This window comes from Curtobacterium sp. VKM Ac-1376 (genome assembly GCF_015351025.1).
In the GTDB taxonomy this organism is placed as follows: domain Bacteria; phylum Actinomycetota; class Actinomycetes; order Actinomycetales; family Microbacteriaceae; genus Curtobacterium.
The window spans coordinates 33965-53941 of record NZ_JADKRV010000017.1; the positions used below are offsets into that span (position 1 = coordinate 33965).

Sequence of the window (19977 nt, forward strand, 5' to 3'; positions counted from 1 at the left end):
GAGCGCTCGGCCGAGAAGTTAGCGCTCTAGCCCGTCGTTGCCCCGGGACAGGTCGGGCGCGGGCGACGGGTCGATGCGGAGGGAGCTGTCGGCGTTGGTCGACGTCGATATCTCGTCCGGGTCGACGCCGGCCTGGCGGAGCATCTCGCGGTCGCGGAGCTCGAACTCGTCGTACTGCGTCTCAGTGCCTTCCCCTTCAGTTGTGTCGATCGTGGCTGTCTCCGCCGCCATCTCGTCGGGGACGTCGGACTGGATCGCTGCGGTGTCGCGGTCGGTAGCGTTGTCGATCGCGTCAGCGGCCGCGGCGCCGAGGACGGCGCCGGTCACAGCGGCGGCCGCCGCGTCCTGCTGCCGGTCGGCTTCGGCAGTCGGGTAGTGGCGCTCCAGGCGGTCGGCCTGATCCTTCTCACGCTCGGCCTTCCGCTGGGCCTCACGGACGGCCTGCTCGCGGTCGCGGTCGGCCTTGCGCTGGGCGTCCTGCAGGGCGCGGCGGCGTTCGTCGTTGGCGCGCTGGATCTGCCGGGCAGCCTCCGAGGCGATGGTTTGCCCGGACCGTCCGGCATGGCGGCCAACGTGGTCGAGTGTGTCGTCGATGGGGTCACTCATGACGGTTCCTTCCTGTGCGGTGGTGGGCGACACGGAGGCCACGGGGGTGGTCTGGGTGCCGGCCGGGGCCGCGGGTGCGGCCTCGGCGGTGGACGCCGGCGGAGCGGTCGCCGCGGCGGTCTCGGTGCTGGTCTCTGCGACGACGTCGGTGGCGGTGGCCACGGCCGGCGACGTCGCCTGCTGCACGCCCTCCGCAGCTGCGACTAGGGCGGTGCGGGCGACAGCGGTCTGCTCGGCTGCGTGGGTGGCGTAGTGCTCGCGCGTGGCCACGGTGACCTCGGGTGCGGTCGACAGGGCAGCCGCCTTGTGGAGCGCGGTCACGCGCTCCTGCAGGTGGTCGGCGACCGGGTTCCCACGGAGCGTGTCCGGGAGGGCCTGCGGCTCGGACGGGTCGATGCGGTACTTGGTGCGGAGCACGTCGACCTCGGCCGCGGTGCGGTGCCAGTCGAACATCCGCCACGGCTCCGACGGGAGCCGTCCGAGATCCTGCGTCCACGCCGGCTGCTCGAGGGCGAGGGCCGCGCCCCGCTCTTTGAGGCGGACGCCGATGTAGTGGTGGCGCTCGGCGAGGTGGTCGCGCCACTCGGTTGGGAGGAGTTCGTCCTGGTGGCGGCGGCCGTCAGCGATCCATGCCGGCACCCCGTCGACGGGTGCGCGATCGACGACGCGGACAACGGGCTGGTCGAGGCCCTCGAGGGCCTTCTCGATGCGCCAGTGCAGCACCGCTGGCACGTCGTCCGCGGTGGCGAGCTCGCGCTGCCCGTACGCGTCGCGGAGGGTCTGGACGGGGTCGTGGCCGTAGTCCTCTGCGTGCCGGAGCGACGAGGCGAGGGCGCCCCACGACTCCTGCTGCTCGAGGGACGTCGCGAGCTCGCGGCCGAGGGCGCGTTCGACGATGGCGCCGGCGCGGAGCTCGTCGGCGCGGGTGGCGACGTCGGCGTGCTGGTCGATGAGCGTGACCAGGTCCTCGACGCGGTCTTGCTCGGCGCGGATCGTCTCGTGTGCGGACAGCAGCCGCTCGGAGCGGGCGACGATCTGCTCGAGCGCGTCGGGGACGGTCGCTGCGTCGTCGAGGGCGAGGTAGAGCCGGTTGCTCTCCTTCCCGCGGGACAGGGCCGTGTAGGCGTCCTCGCGGCTCATGGTCGCGTCGCCGAGGACGTGGGTGTGCTCGGTGGTGAGGCCCTGGGAGCGGCTGATGGTGCGGGCGTAGCCGACCTCGACGTGCTGGGCGACGTAGCCGGCGGGCAGCTGGATCACGGCGCCGTGCTCGGCGTGCGCGACGTCGAGGGCGCCGTTGTCGCGGATCCCGGTGACGGTCCAGAGGTCACCGTTCTTCACCCGGTCGCGGCCGCCCTGGATCCGCAGGTCGGATTCATTGCGGCGGGTGACGATCGTGTCACCAACGTGCGCGGCGAGCCCGTCACGCAAGGGCACGGACCGGGACGTGTCGACGTCGCCGGCAGAGATCCGGAACGCCTGCGCGCGGGCGTTGAGATCCGCGACCGCCGTCGCGGTGGGGGCGAGCATCAGGGAGCGGGTGCCGGCAAGGGTATCCCGCTGCCACCCCTCGAACACCGCTGCGGTCATCCGCTCGCTGTCACCACCGACGACGCGGGCGTGCTCCTGGTACCAGGAGAACGGATCTCCCGGGCGCATCGGGTCGCGCAGCCGGAGCGAGGCTTCTGCTTCCTCGGCGTCTGCGAAGCGGTGCACGTGCTCGAGCTGCACGGAACCAACCTCACGGTCGATTAGACGGAGCGCGCCGCCGGCCTCGACGGCTGAGAGCTGCCGGTCATCACCGATGAGGCGGACGAACGCCCCGTGCTCCTGCGCGAGCTTGGTGACGTCGCGGAGGCGCTTCGTGCCGGCCATGCCCGCCTCGTCGACCACGACGACGTCGCCCGGCTCGAGGACATACTTCGCGGACACGTCGTCCTGCTCGTGTGCGGCCAGGAACCCGTGGATGGTGGTCGCCTCGATGCCGACGGCTTCGGAGAGGACCGCGGCCGCGGGTGCGGAGGGGGCGAGTCCGATCATGCGGACACCGCCGACGGTCAGGGCTTCGTTGGCGAGCTTCAGCGCGGTGGTCTTGCCGGCGCCGGCGGGGCCGATGCCGGCGACGAGCTCGACGTCGGACGTGGCGAACGTGCGCGCGAGATCCCGCTGTCCGGCATCCAGCGGCCCCGTGCTCGCGGCGGCGACGCGTTCGAACACGTCGCGGGAGACCGGCGCCATCTTCCGGTAGCGGGCCGCCTGCAGCAGCTCGTTTTCTGCCTGGAGGATCCCGCCGGAGGTGTAGGCGGTCTTGCCCTTGTGCTCGAACACTGACTCATCGCTCGAGCGGGTGAGCGGCTTGAACGCGCCGTGTGGGGATGGTGGGGTGAGTGACACCGACGACTGCAGGGCGGTCTTCGCGACCTGCTGGACCAGGGGCTCGGCGACGTCCTGGTCCGGGATGATCTGCGCCAGCTGCCGGCGGGCTTCGGCCTCGACGACGCCGACACCCCAGACCGCGTAGTGCTCTTCCACGACCTGGAGGACGAGGGCTGCGCGCTCGTCGACGTCGACCGTCGGGGTGCCGAACCCGTCGCGGGCCCGCACCGCGGCGATGCGCTGCGCGGCGGGGAGGACCTGGGCTGCGCGGTCCTGCCCGACGCGTGCAACGGCGTCGTCGTGGGTGGCCTGCGGGGAGCGGCCGTGTTCCTTCTGCGGCCGCGTTTCAAGCGTCGCCTGCTGGGCAATCTTGATCTGGGTCTTGGTGTCGGGGGCGCGGCCGTGGTCGCGCTGATACCCGGCGGTGAGGCGTTCCACCTCGACGCGGATCGACGCGGAGCGGGAGGAGAACGTCTCCAGCAGGTCGGTGTCGACGCCGGCGATCTCCATAACGGGACGCTTGCCGGCGGTGACCGTGCGGGCCTCGGTGGTGACGTCGAGGGCCTTCGTGACCTCGGACATGATGGCGGCGTTGTAGAACTCCGAGATGGGCACGTTCATGCGGTGCAGCAGCTTGGAGTCGATGGTGCGCCACTTGCCGTCGGAGCCCTGCACCTTGTTCGCGACCACCAGGTGGTCGTGCAGCTGGGGGTCGCCGTTGCGGGACTCGAAGTGCCGGAACGCGGTCACCGCGACGCCGCCCTCAACCTCGATCTGCTCGACGCCGTTCGTGCCGGCGCGGGTCGCCAACGCCTCCCGCTCGAGGTACGCGATCGTCGACGCGACGGCGCGGTCCTGCGCCTGCTCGATGCTCTTCCGGGTGTCGTCATCGCCGAGCGCCCAGAGAACGGACACGCTCTTCGCGGGTGAGCAGACCAGGTCGAACCCGGCGACGGCCTGCTGGTCGGGGCGGGTCGCTGCGGTGATGTAGCGGCCGAGTTCTTCCTTGTCGGCGGGCTCGCGGCCCTTCGCGTCGCGGAACGCCTGCGCGCCCTCACGGGAGCGGATCAGGCGCCGTTCCTCGGTGTTCGGCTCGTAGCCCTGGATGCGCTGGAACGTCGCGTATCCGGCCTGGATGCGGTCCTGCAGGGAGTTCTCGTCGGCCTTGTAGACGTAGTACGACCGGCCGAGTTTCGCGGCCTCCTGCGCCTGCTTACCGGTCTTCCCCTCCGCGATCGCCTCGGCGATGATGCGGTCCGCGTCGGGGTGCAGCCCCTCGCCGAAGAGGGCCTTCATCTGCTCCTCGGTGACGGTCCCAGAGACGCCAAGCACGGCGGTTCCGCCACCCATCCAGCGTCCGGGTGGGTTCCCGTCGGCGGTGTAGTAATCGCCGAGCTCACGGTCGTGATCGCGCCGCGCATCCCCGGTTGCGACCTCGGACGTGTAGTACGTATACCCGTCGCCGGCGGACAGGACGTGCATGGTCATCATGCGCCGTCACCGCCCCGCTGGAGGCCCTTCAGGCGGCGCTTGACCCAGCCATGGTGCGGGCTGGTGACGGTGCGCATGGGGCGAGTCTATCCTCGTTCATTTGTAATGCCTGAGGTGTGGCGCGATGATGACTGAAGACCGGAGCGAGGAACGAGCGCAGGTTGGAAGGAGGGATGCGTGGCCGGGAGGATCGGAGTCGGTGGAGCGAAGCGGAGGCGACGGAGCGACGAGCGCGGTAGACAGGTGGAGACCGGGAGCTGCGGCCAGCGACGAGGAACGAGGAGCGTCGGGCCGTCAGCATCCGGGTCGAGAGCTGTCACCGTCCGCGCCGCTGGCGCGAGCTACACTGCGACGACAGGAGCGCCACATCGCGCCGCCGGCAAGGCGGTGCCGCCCGGACCAGACGGGTGATGGCCGTTAGGGATTGGGGAACGAGATGGCTCAGGTTCGGACGTCAGGGAAGCAGGCCGCGGCGCGCAAGGCTGCACGCGAGCGGGCCGTGGAACGGGCGGCTGAGTTCCGCCGCCGGCAGGAACAGCTCGAAGAGCTCGCCGCCGAGTACTTCGTCGCGGCCGACGCTGTCGACGGGATCAACGAGGACGCCGAAGCGCGCATCCAGAAGATCCGCGACGAGGCAGCCGTGGCGGTCGCGGACGCGGAGCAGCAGGCCCGGGCGATCATCGGTCGGATGCTCGACACGAAGGTCACGCGCGACGAGGTCGCCGAACGGCTCGGGATCCCCGTGCGCGAGGTGAAGCGGAGCAAGCCGGTGGCCGCTGCAGCGGACTCGTCCCCCTGGGACGACTCCCCGTCGGAGGCAGTCCCCGACGTCGTCGACGACGCGCGGGGCGACGGACACGAGTCGTGCGCGGCGTAACGAACGCACCCACGACGCGAACAAACGAAGCAGCCCCAGAACGTCAAGCACGACCAACCGAGCACGATGCCGGTGGCAGCGCGACCGGGCACGTCCGTGCCACGGGCGAGACCGACGATCCCGAACACGATCGCGAGGATCGGGATGATGAGGCCGAACAGGATGGACTGGATGCCGAGGAACACGCTCCACCGCGACAGCGTCGTACCGCGTTTCCGCACGTACACCGGCGGTGCCTGCTGCCACTGTTGCTGCGCGTAGTCGGTCATGGTCCTGCCCCCGTTCGTTGGTTGCGGCGACCGTACTGCCGGCATCCGACACCGACGCTCACCAGAGCGTCGGTGTGCCCGCCGCGATGCCCGTCTTGCACGTCCGCACCGCGGCCGCATCCCACCCGTTGTCGCGGAACGCCTCGCGGAGCTCACGCGACAGGCGCACGCGTTCGGAGCGGGGGAAGCTGATCGTTCGGAGCGCCGTCGACGCGTTCCGGTGCCGGCCGCGCTGCACCCGCTCGAGCATGTTCCCCCGATGCGTCCCCGGCGCCAGGTGCGACACCGACAGGTCGACGTCGACGTGGACGTGGACGTGGACGGCACGTCGCACGCGTGCAGGAGCAGCGTCGACGGGTGCAGGGTTGTGCCGGTCAGGTGTTCGAAGAGCCACCGCTGCGGCCGCATGGCGCGTTGCCCGCCGTCAGGCTGGGGCAACCAGAACCGGCCGTAGCCGTCGTTGCCGATAGCACCCGTCCAGATCCAGCAGTCCGACGGCGTCGGCCCTTGCACCACGTGCTTCCAGAACCGTTCTTCCGCGCTGACGGCAACGCGGCCGCTCATCGGTCGAACCCGAGTTCGGCGTCGCGCTCCTCGCCGTGGCGGTGGCGGATCGCCAGTCGGTCCGCACGCGCCGACCGGTAGTGGCGGTCTCGCTGAAGCGGCACGGCGATGCGATCGAACAGGGCCTGGAGCGGTCCGAGGTCTCGGGCCTCTGATGCGGTCCGGGATGCCTCGTCGTTGACGCGGCCCGAGACCTCTCGCCAGTCCAGCGTGTAGCCGGCGTCGCGGCTGACACGGTCCCAGAACACCCGCTGCGTTCGGCCGTTGCCCTCCCGGAACGGGTGGATGTAGTTGAATTGGTCGTAGTGATGCGCCAGACGCATCACGAACCGTTCCCGGTCCAGGCCGCGGAGCATGTTGTCGGCGCGGAGCTCGTCGGCGGCGTAGCCGGCGGAGCGGCCGATCATCGACGCGGGCAAGAAGAACTCGGCCCCCTCGACGTTCTTCCGCATGTCGACCGTGCGCACCTCGCCCGCCCAGTCGTAGACATCGCTGAATAGTTCGCGGTGGATTGCGCGCAGCTCGTCGAGGTCACCGGTCGCCGGCGGCGGGTACTCGAGCAGTTCCAGCATCCCCGCCCACGCTAGGTCGCCCTCTGCGACGTCGAGCTCGTGCTGGGTGCGAACACCGAGTCGGTTTCGGAGGATCCCGGTGTCAGGGTCGAGGTAGGGGTCAGTCACGCTGCAGCACGATGCGGCGAACCGTCACCGGACGCCGTGGCGGGCGCGAACACGGGCGCGAAGCTCACGGACACTGATCCGGCCTGCGACGTAGTCCTCAGCGTCGGCACGAGACGCCGGCGTGACGTGCAGGCCCTCCATCTCGCCACTGTGCGCAGCGACCTCAACCCGGCGTCGGCGCTCGTCGACGCCAGCCTGACCCGTGGTGCGGTGTGTGGTGCTGATGCTCATGGGAACTCCCCTGGTCAACGTCGATTCTACCAACCGCAGCTGTCTCGCAGCGGGTTGCGGCTGCTGGCGTCAGTCTCTTCGACCCCGGCGGTCACGTGGCCCACGAAGGTTGGACCAGCCAAGTACGGGACAGATCGGGAACCGTCCGATCATGCCCGGGCGTCGGCGTATTGGGGGAACATGCGGTCCATCGTTGCTTCGTGGCGGGCGGCGCGGTCGTGCTCGCCGCGGGCGCGGGAGATCTCCGCGAACGTGGGGTGTTCCGGCTCGGCGGGGGCGGGTCGGCGGCACATCTCGGCGTAGTACCGGTCGGCGTCGTGCTCGGCCTGCTCGAGGCGGGCCCGCAGCGAGGCGACCTCGGCCATGAGTGCCGGGGCAGCCATCTGGAACCCGACCATGTAGCCGGCCTCCCACACCTGCCGTTGCTCGTCGCTGAGTTCCCATTCGTGGACGTGCTCGGTCGGGTCGGCGGTGGCGGCGTCGATGGCGCGGAACGCGGCCACGGTGTCGCCGGCGTAGAGCCCGTCGACGGCGTCGCGGGTGGACTGCTGCACGATGTCGGGGCGGATGGTGGTCGGACGCTCGAGGGTCATCGTCATCACGCGGCCGCGCTCGAGGCGAGTTCGCCGATCTTGTCGGGGCGGAACCCGCTCCAGGAGCCGGTCTCCGTGTCGGTGACGACGATGGGGGCGTTGGTGCCGAGGGTGGTCTTCCACTCTTCGATCTGCGCCTTGTCGACGTCGTCAAGGATCACCTCGGTGTACTCGATGCTGGCGGAGTCGAGAGCGCGCTCGGTGGCCTTGCACATGCCGCAGAACCCGAACTTGGTGTAAACCGTGATGCTCATCGAAATCACCTTTTCGTAATGTTTGTTATGCCGGGGCCCTCCCCCGTTGCATGCTTCTATTCTATAACGCGCGGGCCTATATGGGTACCCTTTCCGCACATTCTTTGAATCTTTTTCTGCCGGTCGGCACACCTGTTGCCACCGTATGCATCTGCATTGTTTGGCACCAGGGTATGGCGTTTACGAACGCACGGCTGGGGCATCGATAAGAGCGGGAGGGCTGGGAATCCCCAGGAGCATTAACGCCGTGCTGCTATTGCTGCCACCCGATAGTAATAGCGTGCTGCGCTTTCTCTAACTGCGTCGTCCCGGCGCTTTTCACCGCGTGGAGACAGCCACCGCCGGCCGCGGCTCAACCCGTGACGGGGTGCGGAGTGCTGGTCGCGGTGGTGGTCACGGTGACGTCGTCGTGGTCGCACTCCCAGAACGCGGAGCGGATCTCGTCGGCGATCGCGGTGGGCAGCTGCTCGTTCGTCCATGCCGTCGACGGGAACGAGACGGTGACTGTGGTGATGGGGTCGGTGGAGGACGGGCCGTGTCCGGCACCGCCCCACTCGTACTGCCAGGCGAAGCCGACTTCGCCGGTGGGTCCGCCGCCGTGGACGTCGAATGCGGCGCGGTGTTCGTCGTCGGTGTGGTTGGGGCGGCGGGTGCAGTGCCATTCGAGGCCGCCGACGTCGTACGTCGTCGCTGCGCACTCGGCGCCGGTCGGGTCGAGGTCTGCGGCGGGTGCTGCAGGGTCGATCTGCTCGCCGATGGTCGTCGGGCGTTCGTAGGTGATGTGCATGAGGGACGTTCCTCTCTAGGCTTCGTGGCCGGGTGCCCGCTTGGTCGGCGGTCGCACCTGTGGGAAAGGGGGCCGCGTCGCCGTCGCTATCGGCGGCGCGGCCCGTCCGGGCTAGTGGTGGGCCGGGGTGGGGGTGAGGTCGACGCGTTCGAGAACGAACCGGACCGCGGACCATGCCGACAGGGCCGGGTGCGCCCACCCGCGGCCACCGACGCTGAAGTCCTCAGCGCGGCCGTCGGTGAGGTCGTGGTGGCCGTTCAGGGTGCCGTGCTCGTCGCAGATGACCAGGTGCCGCATGCTGCTGTCCTCGCGGATCACACGTTGTGCGGCCAGGTGGCCCGCAGGCGAGTAGTTGCGGGTGACGATGATGCCGTCGCAGCTGTACCGGACGGTGGTCGGCATCTCGTCGGCGTCGCCCGCGACAAGGGTCGTGCCGTTGTCGTCGTAGCTGTCGGTCTGGCCGTTGAACGAGCGGCCCTCGAACCGGCCGGCGATGGCCTGAACCTGCTGATGGGTGGGGCCGTCGTCGTAGGTGACGTTGATCCACGCGGCCGCGGTGCCGGTGGCGCAACGAACGGAGAACTTCACGCCGGAGAACGTGGTCCGCAGCTTCTTCCGGAGCAGCGCGGCGACGTCCTTGGTCGGGATGATGGTGCTGGTCATGGGGTGCCCTTCGGTGAGTGCGATCGGTGATGATGGGTGGAGCGGGAGGGGGCAAGTTCGAGTTGTCCCCTCCCGCGTTGGGTCACTCCGCGGGTGGCGTGTAGGTGATCGTGTCGACGAACGTCGCGAGTTCGATCCCCTCCAGAACGGCCGTGTTCGTGAGCGTCCAGCCCAACGAAGCGGCGGTCTTGAGTTCCGCCTCCCGCTCTCGCAAAGCCGCTGTCCTCGCTTCCGTTGCGTCGTCCGCCTTACTGACTGCGGTGACAATGGTTTCGATCTGGTATTGCATTTGTTTTTCCTCTCCCTCTCGTTTTTTTGCCGTGAAGGCGACTTGTCGCCGCTAGGACGGGAGGGTGGAGTGCAACCCAAAGGGCGGCGGGGGAGAGAATTTCGTCGCGAAATAAGGGAGCTTGCGACCGCGCGCCGAAAATCTCTCCAGGAGCCGGCGGCTTGCCGCTTGCGCGGAGCCCGGACGTCCGTACGCTGCCGAAGGCTTCACGGCAAAAAGAACGGGCCGCAGGCCCAGACAGTGCCGGCGGAGCCGGTTCCACCCGGAGCGCAGCGACTCCCGGCCCCGGCCGGAAGCTCTGGACGTGCCCGACCCCGGCGGGTCCGGCAGGGCGGGGACCGGTGCTGCTGGCAGCATCCGGGCATGAGATCTCGCCGCGGCGCCCGGAAGGGCCGGCCCAGGAAACAGGGCAACCCGATCGACGTCCTGCTCGAGCAGGACGACACCACTCCCCCGGCACCCGCCGCCGTCGATGCCGGCGTTGGTCGCACGATCGAGGTCCTGCACTCGTTCTGGGTGCAACCCGCGGACCTGGTCCCCTGCGACGTCGACGGATGCACCGATCCCGCAGAACCGGAGGCATGGGAACCGGTCGACCTCGACACCGGCGACGAGCTGCCCGGCCGGTTCTGCGACGAGCACCAGCTCGCCTGGATCACCCGCCCCCGTGAGACGACGCCGACCACCGGGGACCTCGCCTCCCCCTGAGCCCTCTTCGCCGCGGCGCCGCTCTGCGTGTCGTCGCGCTGTGAGCGCCATCGAGCAGCGCCGAGAGCGGAGAGGGGCGGAGCCCCTTGCCGTCGCGGCGGAGCCGTGACGCTGGCCACAGACACCGGGACGGCCCAGATGAGACATTTACAGGTCGCGACAAGGCACGACCCGGTGCAGGGAGTGGACGTGGATGCCGCTGGCTGCGGAGGAACACGCCGTTGCCATGCAAGGGGTAGCCCGCCGGAGGCCCAGGTGGCGCCGCCCGCGCCGTGGGCTCCGACCGTGCGATCGCCGCAGCCTTCGCAAGGGAACAACCAGCGCTGCAAGGTTGGACAAGCGCAACGCCGGAGTGCCGGCTCCGATCAGACAGACAGCCCGCCAGCGGTGGCCACTGCCGCTCGCGAGCGACGGGTACGAAGAAGGCCTCGGCCTGTTGGGGGAACAGACCGAGGCCGACTGCGCGGAGGTCTTGGAAGACCATCACGCGCAGGTGCTCGAGCGCGTTGGGGGGAACGACCCGAGCAGAACCAACGATAGGTCCACAATGTTCGACAGGTGTTGGATTTCGCTGTCAGCTCACGGGGGTTGCCGCGGGGTCCGCGCGATGCTTCACCGCCGCGCGCCATACCCACGCCGCGGTCTTGGCCTGGCCGCTTCCCCACTCGATCAGCACCGCGTCGTTGGTGGCCGCGATCGCAGCGCACCGCACGCGGATGTCCCGGCCGTGCAGCGTTCGGATCCATGCCCACACCGGTCGCTGTGGATCCATATCGACGACTGGACCGCGGCGTGCTTCAACGGGAAGCGACACCCCCTCCGGTGGCCGCCACCGGTCAGAACGACGCCGCGCCATCACTCCCCCGCGGCACCAAGCACTTCCGACAGCCCGGCACGGCTGCGACGACGTGTGCTGTGGGGTGAGAATTGCATGCGGTTGAGGGTAGGGGCGTCCGCCGACGTCGCCGGCCGTGAGGGACGATAGAGGCGTGGCAATTCATCCGGCGATCGTTCTCACCTGCGATGGGTATCAGTGCGGCGAGAAGCTTGCGCTGATCGGCCCGAACGCCGTGAGCTACCGCGGTGCGCGCAGTCACGCGGAATCGTACGGCTGGGACTGCTCAGCCGAGCACGTGGACTGGTGCCCGAGCTGCCGCGCCGCGCAAGCATCGTTATAAATCGCTCGTTTCATAACAGATCATCGCAACGACACGGCAACGGCCCCGTGACCACCGAACTGTGACGGCCAGGGAACGTCGTCCTGGCGCCGGCGCTTCTAGAACGCGCGGATGCCGAAGCGGCGGGTTGCGGTGAGGAAGTCGGGGTTGTCGAGGGTGATCGGCTCGGTGCCGGTGACCGTGAGGTCGCTTGCGGCGCGGTCGAGCCAGAACGCTCGGCACCACGAGCCGCCGAACTTGCTTCCGAAGTGGATGCCCATCGGCTGGGAGCCATCGTCGAGGCTGGCGTCGTGGACGATGTCGGCGATCGCGGTGGTGAGGGCTCGATCGTCGCTGCGCAGCGCGGCGGTCGTGAAGGTGGCGTAGCCGCCGACGAGGAGGTGCGTTGTGAGAATCGGCTCGAGTGCGCTGATCGAGTCGGGATGCTCGACGTCGACCAGCCAGCCCCCCGCGGGCTGGCGGATCAGCAATGCGGCGCGGTCGTCTCTCCAGGATCGGGGCAGGGCACCGGTCTGCATGAAGGATCGCTCCTCCCACTCCGCCGCGACGTCGACGAGAAACTCTTCGAGCGTGAGTCCTAACGCACGAGCGTCGACCTCGAGCGCGCTGCCGGTCCCGAGCGGCAGCTTGAAGCTCGAGAGGACTTCGGCAAGCGCTCCCGTGCGAGAGCCCGCGGTGTAGAGCGTCTCGGTGCCCACTGAGTCGTAGCGGCCCCAGCTGGAGCGCTCAGTGTGGTTGTCACCAGCGTCATGGCGAGTCGGCGCGGATATCGGGGCGTAGGTGCTCTTCGCGATGCGGTGCCCGATGTCACCAGTGCATGGAAGCAACCGCAGCCCGGTCGCGGTGCACGTCCGCGATACACGGACGGTCACGCGTCAACAGTGCCGTCGATGAAGGCCTGCGCGGCACGGCCAAGCTGAGCGGCATCGTCGTCACGGATCGCGGTCAAGGGCGTGCGCTCCCCGAGGAAGGGGTTCGCGCCAATGAACCAGGCCCGAGCGACGTGGGCGCCTTCGTGCTCGGCGACGACGCTCCACGTTCTCGACATCAGGCGGAGACGGCGTTCGAAGTCCGCGCCGGGGCGGGGGCCCTCATCCTTGGCCCATTTGATCGGAAGCTTGCGGTCCTTGCTTCCGGTTGCGGCCGCAACCAGTGTCGGACCGAGCGCACCGTTGAGTTCACGGACGAGCTCGTGGATGTCAAGCCGCGTGACTCGACCGTGCTGAACCTCGGTTGCTACCGTCATGCCACCAGTCTTACACCATTTGCTTCCCGATACTAGGGGGCGGTCAAACTGCCCTGGAATCTCACCTTTGCCCACAACCGGGATGACCGCTACCGATGCGCTCTCAGGCGGTTCGTCGGTTCTGACAACACGGCCGTCTCGCATTGCTCGTCATTTCCAACCTGAAGGGGCTTTCCCGATGCAGAAACCGAGCCGGAGTTGGTAATACATACTTTGTCAGCACAAGCAACCCCTATCATTTACGCTGTGGATCTGCTCAGGTAGGGAGGTCGTCGCGCGGATCAGTGCGACGAACGGTGGTCGGCCTGTGTTCGGGTCACGGGCCGGCCACCATCCGTTGTGAACGCAGTGACCGCAGCTGCACCAGGGAGCGGCGAACCGCCGCCAGCCTTCGCAAGACAAGTCGCGACGTTCAGCTCGGAAGGACCAGGGCGGTCTTTGCGCACGTTCGGCGATCGAGACGGCAGACTGGGGGGTAGCAGCGGGGTGGTTCCCGCTGCTAGTGGGGTGAGGTGTCACCTGTATCCGCGCCTCACCCCACGCAGTACATGCCGGTGCGGAGAAGCATTGCGGGATGCGCGGTTACCTGTCGTTGACGTTCCCCTCCGCGGCTGCGTTTTCTCGTATCGGCTCACTTGTCGCGGTCTCAATCGTTGCCGTAATGGCGGCGATGTCGCCGAGCACGTGGCGAAGCCGACGGGCGGCATCAGCTCTGTTCAACAGCTCCGAGTAGTCGTTTTCGATGGCATCGGCCAGGCTGCTGCCGGCTGGGGTGAGCGTGACCGTGACGCTGCGCCGGTCGGTAGAGGACCGGACCCGCTCCGCCAGGCCGCGCTCTTCGAGTTTGTCGATGACGCCGGTGGTGGTTCCGGAGGTCATTCCGAGAGTGTGCTGCAGCTGTCGTGGCATGCGCCCGCCCGCGTGCAGCGCTTGGAGAGCGGCCAGCACTGTCGGATGCAGTCCAGCGTCTGCTGCCACCCGTTGGGTGTAGCGCCAATGTGCACGAGCGAGCCGCTGGAGGACTGCGACAACCTCTGAGCTCTCAACCTCGTAGTGGGAATCGCCAGTCAACGCCGTCTCCTTCGACCGCTGACAGTGCGGTGCTCGTTCATCATCTGTCTCCTTAGCTGGAGCACGGCTGCAGTGTGCGCTCCAGGATAGGAACCGTCCGCGTACGAGGACACATGCCGCGCAGGGCCGTCAGGTGTTCATTGGCCTCGGGCCGCTTGGAGGTGTGCCGTGGGAATTCGCCGAACTCGTCCCGGTAGGCGCCCGCGAACCGTCCGCGGTGCGCGACGCCTGCTCCCCGTGCGATCTCGGCGATGCTCCGGTCGAATCCGGACTGCAGGTCCTCGCGGGCGAGGAGGAGTCGAGGGTCGAAGCCGCTCGCAGCGCCGGCCTGTTCACCGCCTGTGGCTGCAGTCCTGCGCAGCACCACACCTCCTTTGGGGTCATACAGGTTCGGGCTGTCGTGCCTACACTATGAGAGTTGACGACCGGACATCACGGACGACGGATGATCGTCGACAACCTTGCGCCGGCACGAACAAACACCCCCGGGAGTGCGTGCCCCCGCCGGGATTTTCCCTTCCAGTATCACCAACCGAAGGAATCCCCATGCGCAACATCATCAGGATCAGCGCCGGAACCGCAGCTGTGCTCCTCGCCGCGGGAACTGTCGTGTTCACCGCCTCCGCAGCTCAAGCTGCCGACGACACGACTGGCGCCAACGCTTCCGTGAACGGCGGCGTGCTCTCCATCTCCGCACCAACGGCCGTGACTTTCCCCCTCGCGAACCCCGGAACCACCAGCGAAGCCGCCGCTGAGGGTATCGCGGTGACGGACACCCGCGCCGGCACTGTCGGCTGGGCGGCATCTGTCAGCACCACCGATTTCGTGTCGGTTGCTGACCCCACCCGTTCCATCGGTGCCGGTGCCCTCGGATACACCCCCGCTACCGCTGTGGAAACGGGGACTCTGACGTTGGTGAAGAGCGACACGATCACGGGCTCAACGGCCGGTTCAGCCGTCCAGACCGCCTCAGGAGTGACCGGTAACAACAGCGCAACCTGGTCGGCGGCTCTCACCCTCACGGTGCCCTCGGACGCCCTCGCAGCAACGGACTACCAGGCCACGGTCACGCACTCGGTGCTCTAACCAGCAAGCAAGACAGTGATCGGGACTGCCCTCCCGGAGGGTGGGCTCAGGGTCCCCATCCTCCCCGGGACGGGGGCCCAGGCCCCTACCCCGGATCTCCTCTTGTCTGGAAAGGCCCCCGTGCGCATCAGCACCATCCTCGCCGCCGCCGTGCTCACGGTAACCGCGACCATCGCCCCTGCCACCGCGGCAGTCTCAGCCACGGCAGAGGCGTCCGCCAACGGCGGCGTAGGCATCCAGCTCGTGCCAGAAGCTGCGGGAGCAAGCGGCAGGGACCAGGCCTACATCGTCGCGCGACCAGACGCCGGCACCACCGTGAGCAGAACCGTCGAGGTGAGCAACACCAGCACCGTCACGCAGAACGTCAGCGTGTCCGTCGGTGCGGCGACCATCCGCGACGGATCCTTCGTCGGCCAGAACACCAACGCCACGAACGATCTCACGAAGTGGACCCGCTTGGACGCCGCAGAGATCACGCTCAAGCCCGGCGCGACGAAGCAGGTCGTCGTCGACATCAACGTACCCGCCACCGCAGCCGCCGGAGAACGGTACGGCGCGGTCTGGGCAGCCGTCCAAACACCAACTACGTCCGCACCAGTGACCACGGTCAACCGTGTCGGCATCCGCATGTACGTCAGCGTCGACCAAGGCGCGATGCAACCCGACTTCGCGATCCGGAACCTCGACACCTCTCACCACAACGGCCGTACGCGGATCACGGCAACCGTGGAGAACACCGGAGACCTGGCCATCGACCTCACCGGCGAGCTCCGATTCAAACGTTCGGGCCTCACCGCCGGGCCGTATGCCGGTACATCCGTCACGACCATCGCCCCTGGATCAACGGACACCGTTCGAATTACCGCCGGTGCAGCCCTGCCCGCCGGGCGGTGGCATACCACTGCAACCATCACCAACGGTTCCGTCACCAAGACCGCGACCGCGATGGTGACCGTCCCCAACGGGAACCCAACCGCCGATGCAGCCCCCGACAACACCCTCGCCATTTGGGTGATCGGATCAGCGCTGACGCTCGCCGTCCTCATCCTCGTCCTCGTCCTCGTCCTCCTCCGCAAGCGCCGACGCCAACTCCCCACGCCCTAACTGCCTCCAGCGACCTCGGCGCCGCATAGCGGAACTCGTTACAACAGTTGGACTCGCCGTCGCCCTTCTTCCCGCTGACCACTCGAACCGCACTTCTCGGTAGGAGGCGGAATCACCCGGGAAGGGCGTGATCCGCCTGGGTCGAGGATCGATTCCGGTGAATGCGAGCGTGCCACTACGGTCCACACCGAACTCCGCCAGGTACCTCAATTAGCACCCACGAGCGGCCGCCCGCGTATTGTGCGAACGATGACGCCGGATAGCCACCGTTTCCAACCCCGGAACAGGAACAGGGCCCGGCCGCCGCGCGGGTCCCGGACGACGCGCTGGTGGGAGTGGGCTGGGCTCGCAGCACTGGCCGGGGGAACTGGCGTGCTCGTCATAGCTGCCCTCGTACTCCGCTGACGGCGGGGTTGTCGGACCGGCGCGAGACTCCCTCGAATGCGGCGCCGCAATCGTGACATCCGAAGACATGACCACGCCCTACCGGCTCCTCCCGACCGAAGCACTCGCCTACTTCACCGAAACCACCGCGATACAGGTCCCAGTCGTGGCTCAGGGAGAAGCCGCCGCGACGCCGATGGCATGAGAGTCCGCGAGGAACTCAGCCACCCAGCCATGTTCCTCAACGCCGATCGAACTGTCTTGATCGAATACAAACGATGCCATGCGCGGCACCGTAGGACACGTGCTTGACGCGGTAGCGGTGTTCGCGGGACCTGGGCACTTCCGTCCGAGACGTGCCTCTGCGGGCACGTAGCCGTTGACGGCCCTATTCGTCCGGCTGATGCCCGGGATCGGCCTCTGCCCCCAGAGCGGAAGCGAGATCAGCCTCGGAAGGCAATGCTGCTTGGACCGCGGGCGGGAGGAGGTCGTAGCTGGCAACGCCGATCGGGGTCTGGTGTGCACCGAGCGAGTACCGGACGACGGCATCGTTCTTGTCCGCCACCAGCAACAATCCCACGGTGTCGGCATGCTGGGCCCGCCGGAGCTTGTCATCAACGAGCGCAACGTAGAAGCCGAGCTGGCCGAGGTACTCCGGCTTGAACTTCCCGGTCTTCAGCTCGACGACCACATATCGGAGCTGCTCGACGTGGAAGAACAGCAGGTCGACGTAGAAGTCGTCCCCGTCGACGTCAAAGTGCACCTGCCTGCCGACGAACGCGAAGCCCTCACCGAGCTCGCGGAGGGCGTCGATGATCCGGTCGACGAGTGCCTGCTCAAGGTGGCGTTCCTTCGCGTCGCCGTCGAGGGCAAGGAAATCCAGCACGTACGGGTCCTTCGTGATCTGCTGCGCCAGATCCGAGTCCCCCGGCGGGAGCACCTCGGCGAAGTTCGTCGACGCCGCCTGCAGGCGGGTATGCGCCTCGGAGCGGATCTGGTGCTCGAGGACGTTCCGCGACCACCCGCGCGCGGCCGCCTGGCCGGCGTACCAGTCACGGAGCTCGTGGTCATCGAGCCGGTCGAGGAGGACCGTGATGTGCCCCCAGGGCAGTTGTGCAGCAGCCTGTTGCAGAATCTGCTCGTCCGGCCAGGCTGCCGCGAACGCCCGCATGTATGCGAGGTTCCGCGGGGAGAACCCCTTCATCTCTGGGAACTCCGCACGCAGATCCGTCGCGAGCCGGCCGATGACGTTGCTCCCCCACCCCTCATCACCTTGGCGCTGCAGGATCGTCGCGCCGATCCCCCAGTACAGACGGATGAGTTCCGTGTTCACGCGGCGTTGCGCTGCGAATCGGGCAGCGCGCACTTGCTGCTTCAGCTCGGCAAGAGCAGCGGCATACCCGGATACGGCTGGCGACGAATCAGACATCACCGCTCAGTCTGCCCGACCAACCGATCTGCAAAAGAACGAACGAAGCGTTCTACTGACCGGTTATGCCAGGGTGGAGATGACCCCCGAGCGAAAGGCGACCTCCCATGGCGCAGAAAGTCACCACGCACCTCGTCGACGACCTCACCGGCGACACCATCGAAGACGGCAAGGGCCGCACCGTCACGTTCAGCTTCGACGGCAGCCACTACGAAATCGACCTCACCAACGACAACGCCGACGCGCTCCGCGAAGCGCTCTCCGACTACGTCGCCGCCGCCCGCAAGGTCTCCGGCCGCTCCGGCCGCACCACTGCCGGCAGCGCGCCGAAGCGCGGCAACTCGGAAGAGCTCGCGAAGATCCGCGAGTGGGCCAACGCGAACGGCCACGAGGTCTCCTCCCGCGGCCGCATCAGCCAGGCCGTCCGCGACGCCTACGACACCGCACACTGACGCCACTCCCCCAACGAAACAGCCGGCCATCCCTCGGGGTGGCCGGCTGCTTTCGCTCACGCGGCGGTGTTATGTCAACCATCCGGGCGACCAGAGGGTCTCGCCCATCTCACGCGTCGCGTCGTGACGGTTCTCGGGCTCATCGCAAACGAGGGGGTAGGTGGGGTCTGAAGCCGCCGGATTCGAGGAGGCTGCGGGCGATGTAGTTGGTGAGGTTCCGGAACCCGAGCGCTGAGCCGCGAAGGTGCTCGAGGCGGCCGTTGATCGCCTCCGTGGGACCGTTGGAGGTGCCGGGTCGGTCGAAGAACGCGAGGACATCGGTCGCGCGTTGTGTGGGGGTTCGGCCGAGTCGGCGGAGCTCGACCAGCGGCGCGGGGACGCCGTGTGTGACGGAGTCGATGACAGCTTGCATGAGGTGCTTCCCGGTGTTTTTGTCGGGGTGGCGGTAGGCGGCGACCATGCGTTGGTAGATGCCCCACGTCGCTTCGACCTCGACATGCTCCTCGACCTGGAACACAGCGTTGAGGCGGGCGTGTTGGCGGTCGGTGAGGAGGTCGGCGCCGGTGTGCAGGGTCCACCGCGCCCGGTAGAGCGGATCGGCTGCTCGGCCCCGGTGCCCGTGCAGGGTCTGCTGAACCCGTCTGCGGCATTGATCGATGGCGTCGCCGGCGAGCCGGATCACGTGGAAGGGGTCCATCACGGGCACCGCGTCGGGAAGCTCCTCCGAAGCCGCGGTCTTGAAGCCGGTGAACCCGTCCATCGCGACGACCTCCACCCCGTCCCGCCAGGCTTGCGGACGTGCCGCGAGCCAGCTCTTGAACACGGCCTTGGACCGGCCGGGCACCATGTCCAGCAGCCGTGCCGGCCCCGTCCCGGTGCGGTTCGGGGTGAGGTCGATGATCGCGGTCACGAACTTGTCGCCGTGGCGGGTGTGTCGCCAGACATGCTCGTCGACACCGATCGTGGTGACCGCGTCGAACCGGCTCGGATCATCGATCAGGACCCGGCGCCCTTCAGCGAGGACGGCGGTGTTCGCGGTGTGCCACGACACCCCGAGACCTGCAGCGACCCGGGACACGGGAAGATGGTCGACCACGATGCCGGCCAGCGCCCACCGCAGCCCGCCGCGAGAGAGCTTCGCCCGTTCCGGTGCCGCCCGGGACGTGTCTTCACGCCAACGGTGTCCGCAGTGCCCGCACCGATACCGGCGCACTCGGACCAGCAGCGTCGTGGGCCGGTGCCCGAACGGTTCGTGCGCCAGCCGCCGTGCAAGGGTTCCCCGCGACCTCGCTTCGGCGCCGCAGCGATGGCACCACGGGTCGGGATCAGTCAGTCGGCACTCGATCACCGCTTCGTCGTGGTCGAGTCGTTGCCCGACTGCGGTCAGGCCGAGCTCGTCGAGGCGGCAGAAGGATGTCAGGTCAGGGGTCGCGAAGGTAGCGTGGTGCACGTCGAGGTCTTCCGGACGGTGAGTGTGAGAACTTCCATCCTGGGAGACCTCGACCTACTTCCCCGGCTCGACCCGCCAGTCGTCACACCCCGGCCGTTACCCCCTCATATGCGAAGTGACGTGCCCCACGGTTTGGTTACCCGCAATCCTCTGCGGATTGGGCCCGTTCTGAGAGGCTCCAACCATGCCACG

At 68.2% G+C, this 19977-nt stretch carries 19 protein-coding genes; 5 read left to right on the top strand and 14 right to left on the bottom strand.

Annotated elements, in window-relative coordinates:
* Positions 1-18: 18 nt before the first annotated feature.
* Complete coding sequence (mobF, locus tag ITJ56_RS15375; RefSeq protein ID WP_194631503.1) at positions 19-4470, bottom strand: MobF family relaxase; 4452 nt, start codon at positions 4468-4470, stop codon at positions 19-21.
* 436 nt (positions 4471-4906) lie between these two features.
* Between mobF and ITJ56_RS15380 the strand changes: the two genes are divergently transcribed.
* A complete protein-coding gene (locus tag ITJ56_RS15380) occupies positions 4907-5347 on the top strand; it encodes a hypothetical protein (protein ID WP_194631504.1) in 441 nt (146 codons plus the stop codon).
* 327 nt (positions 5348-5674) lie between these two features.
* Here the strand turns inward: ITJ56_RS15380 and ITJ56_RS18555 are convergent, their stop codons facing one another.
* The 8 genes from ITJ56_RS18555 to ITJ56_RS15420 all read right to left on the bottom strand — a co-directional run bounded on the left by ITJ56_RS18555 (position 5675) and on the right by ITJ56_RS15420 (position 9677).
* Positions 5675-5950: a hypothetical protein gene (locus tag ITJ56_RS18555; RefSeq protein WP_228518015.1), complete on the bottom strand. Its 276-nt coding sequence runs from the start codon at positions 5948-5950 to the stop codon at positions 5675-5677.
* 226 nt (positions 5951-6176) lie between these two features.
* Positions 6177-6860 (bottom strand): Fic/DOC family protein, encoded by a 684-nt coding sequence (locus tag ITJ56_RS15390; protein ID WP_194631505.1) that lies wholly within the window; start codon positions 6858-6860, stop codon positions 6177-6179.
* Positions 6861-6884: 24 nt separating this feature from the next.
* Positions 6885-7091, bottom strand: a complete 207-nt coding sequence (locus ITJ56_RS15395) for an antitoxin VbhA family protein (protein ID WP_194631506.1) — start codon at positions 7089-7091, stop codon at positions 6885-6887.
* A gap of 149 nt (positions 7092-7240) precedes the next feature.
* On the bottom strand, positions 7241-7693 hold the full coding sequence (locus ITJ56_RS15400; protein ID WP_228518017.1) for a hypothetical protein: 453 nt from the start codon (positions 7691-7693) through the stop codon (positions 7241-7243).
* Complete coding sequence (locus tag ITJ56_RS15405) at positions 7690-7938, bottom strand: glutaredoxin domain-containing protein (RefSeq protein ID WP_194631508.1); 249 nt, start codon at positions 7936-7938, stop codon at positions 7690-7692. The genes ITJ56_RS15400 and ITJ56_RS15405 overlap by 4 nt, the downstream gene beginning before the upstream one ends.
* 352 nt (positions 7939-8290) lie before the next feature.
* A complete protein-coding gene (locus ITJ56_RS15410) occupies positions 8291-8725 on the bottom strand; it encodes a hypothetical protein (protein ID WP_194631509.1) in 435 nt (144 codons plus the stop codon).
* A gap of 111 nt (positions 8726-8836) precedes the next feature.
* Complete coding sequence (locus ITJ56_RS15415) at positions 8837-9388, bottom strand: LPD29 domain-containing protein (RefSeq protein WP_194631510.1); 552 nt, start codon at positions 9386-9388, stop codon at positions 8837-8839.
* A gap of 82 nt (positions 9389-9470) precedes the next feature.
* Positions 9471-9677, bottom strand: a complete 207-nt coding sequence (locus ITJ56_RS15420; RefSeq protein ID WP_194631511.1) for a hypothetical protein — start codon at positions 9675-9677, stop codon at positions 9471-9473.
* Positions 9678-10040: 363 nt separating this feature from the next.
* Between ITJ56_RS15420 and ITJ56_RS15425 the strand changes: the two genes are divergently transcribed.
* Positions 10041-10385, top strand: coding sequence for a hypothetical protein (locus tag ITJ56_RS15425; protein ID WP_194631512.1), 345 nt, complete (start codon positions 10041-10043; stop codon positions 10383-10385).
* A 1276-nt stretch (positions 10386-11661) separates the two neighbouring features.
* Here ITJ56_RS15425 and ITJ56_RS15430 read toward each other — a convergent pair.
* The 3 genes from ITJ56_RS15430 to ITJ56_RS15440 form a co-directional block, all read right to left on the bottom strand.
* Positions 11662-12435: an RES family NAD+ phosphorylase gene (locus ITJ56_RS15430; protein WP_194631513.1), complete on the bottom strand. Its 774-nt coding sequence runs from the start codon at positions 12433-12435 to the stop codon at positions 11662-11664.
* Positions 12432-12809 (bottom strand): hypothetical protein, encoded by a 378-nt coding sequence (locus ITJ56_RS15435; RefSeq protein WP_194631514.1) that lies wholly within the window; start codon positions 12807-12809, stop codon positions 12432-12434. The genes ITJ56_RS15430 and ITJ56_RS15435 overlap by 4 nt, the downstream gene beginning before the upstream one ends.
* Positions 12810-13391: 582 nt before the next feature.
* Positions 13392-13787: a MarR family winged helix-turn-helix transcriptional regulator gene (locus ITJ56_RS15440; protein ID WP_194631515.1), complete on the bottom strand. Its 396-nt coding sequence runs from the start codon at positions 13785-13787 to the stop codon at positions 13392-13394.
* A 639-nt stretch (positions 13788-14426) separates the two neighbouring features.
* Between ITJ56_RS15440 and ITJ56_RS15450 the strand changes: the two genes are divergently transcribed.
* Entirely contained in the window at positions 14427-14966 is a 540-nt protein-coding gene (locus ITJ56_RS15450; RefSeq protein WP_194631516.1) for a hypothetical protein, read from the top strand.
* A gap of 120 nt (positions 14967-15086) precedes the next feature.
* Positions 15087-16070 (top strand): hypothetical protein, encoded by a 984-nt coding sequence (locus ITJ56_RS15455; RefSeq protein WP_194631517.1) that lies wholly within the window; start codon positions 15087-15089, stop codon positions 16068-16070.
* A 772-nt stretch (positions 16071-16842) separates the two neighbouring features.
* Here the strand turns inward: ITJ56_RS15455 and ITJ56_RS15460 are convergent.
* Positions 16843-17883 (bottom strand): PDDEXK nuclease domain-containing protein, encoded by a 1041-nt coding sequence (locus ITJ56_RS15460; protein ID WP_194631518.1) that lies wholly within the window; start codon positions 17881-17883, stop codon positions 16843-16845.
* Positions 17884-17990: 107 nt separating this feature from the next.
* Between ITJ56_RS15460 and ITJ56_RS15465 the strand changes: the two genes are divergently transcribed.
* Complete coding sequence (locus tag ITJ56_RS15465) at positions 17991-18335, top strand: histone-like nucleoid-structuring protein Lsr2 (RefSeq protein WP_194631519.1); 345 nt, start codon at positions 17991-17993, stop codon at positions 18333-18335.
* A 139-nt stretch (positions 18336-18474) separates the two neighbouring features.
* Here the strand turns inward: ITJ56_RS15465 and ITJ56_RS15470 are convergent, their stop codons facing one another.
* Positions 18475-19785 carry an ISL3 family transposase gene (locus tag ITJ56_RS15470; RefSeq protein ID WP_194631520.1) on the bottom strand — a complete coding sequence of 437 codons (1311 nt, stop codon included), beginning with the start codon at positions 19783-19785 and terminating at the stop codon, positions 18475-18477.
* Positions 19786-19977: the final 192 nt, after the last annotated feature.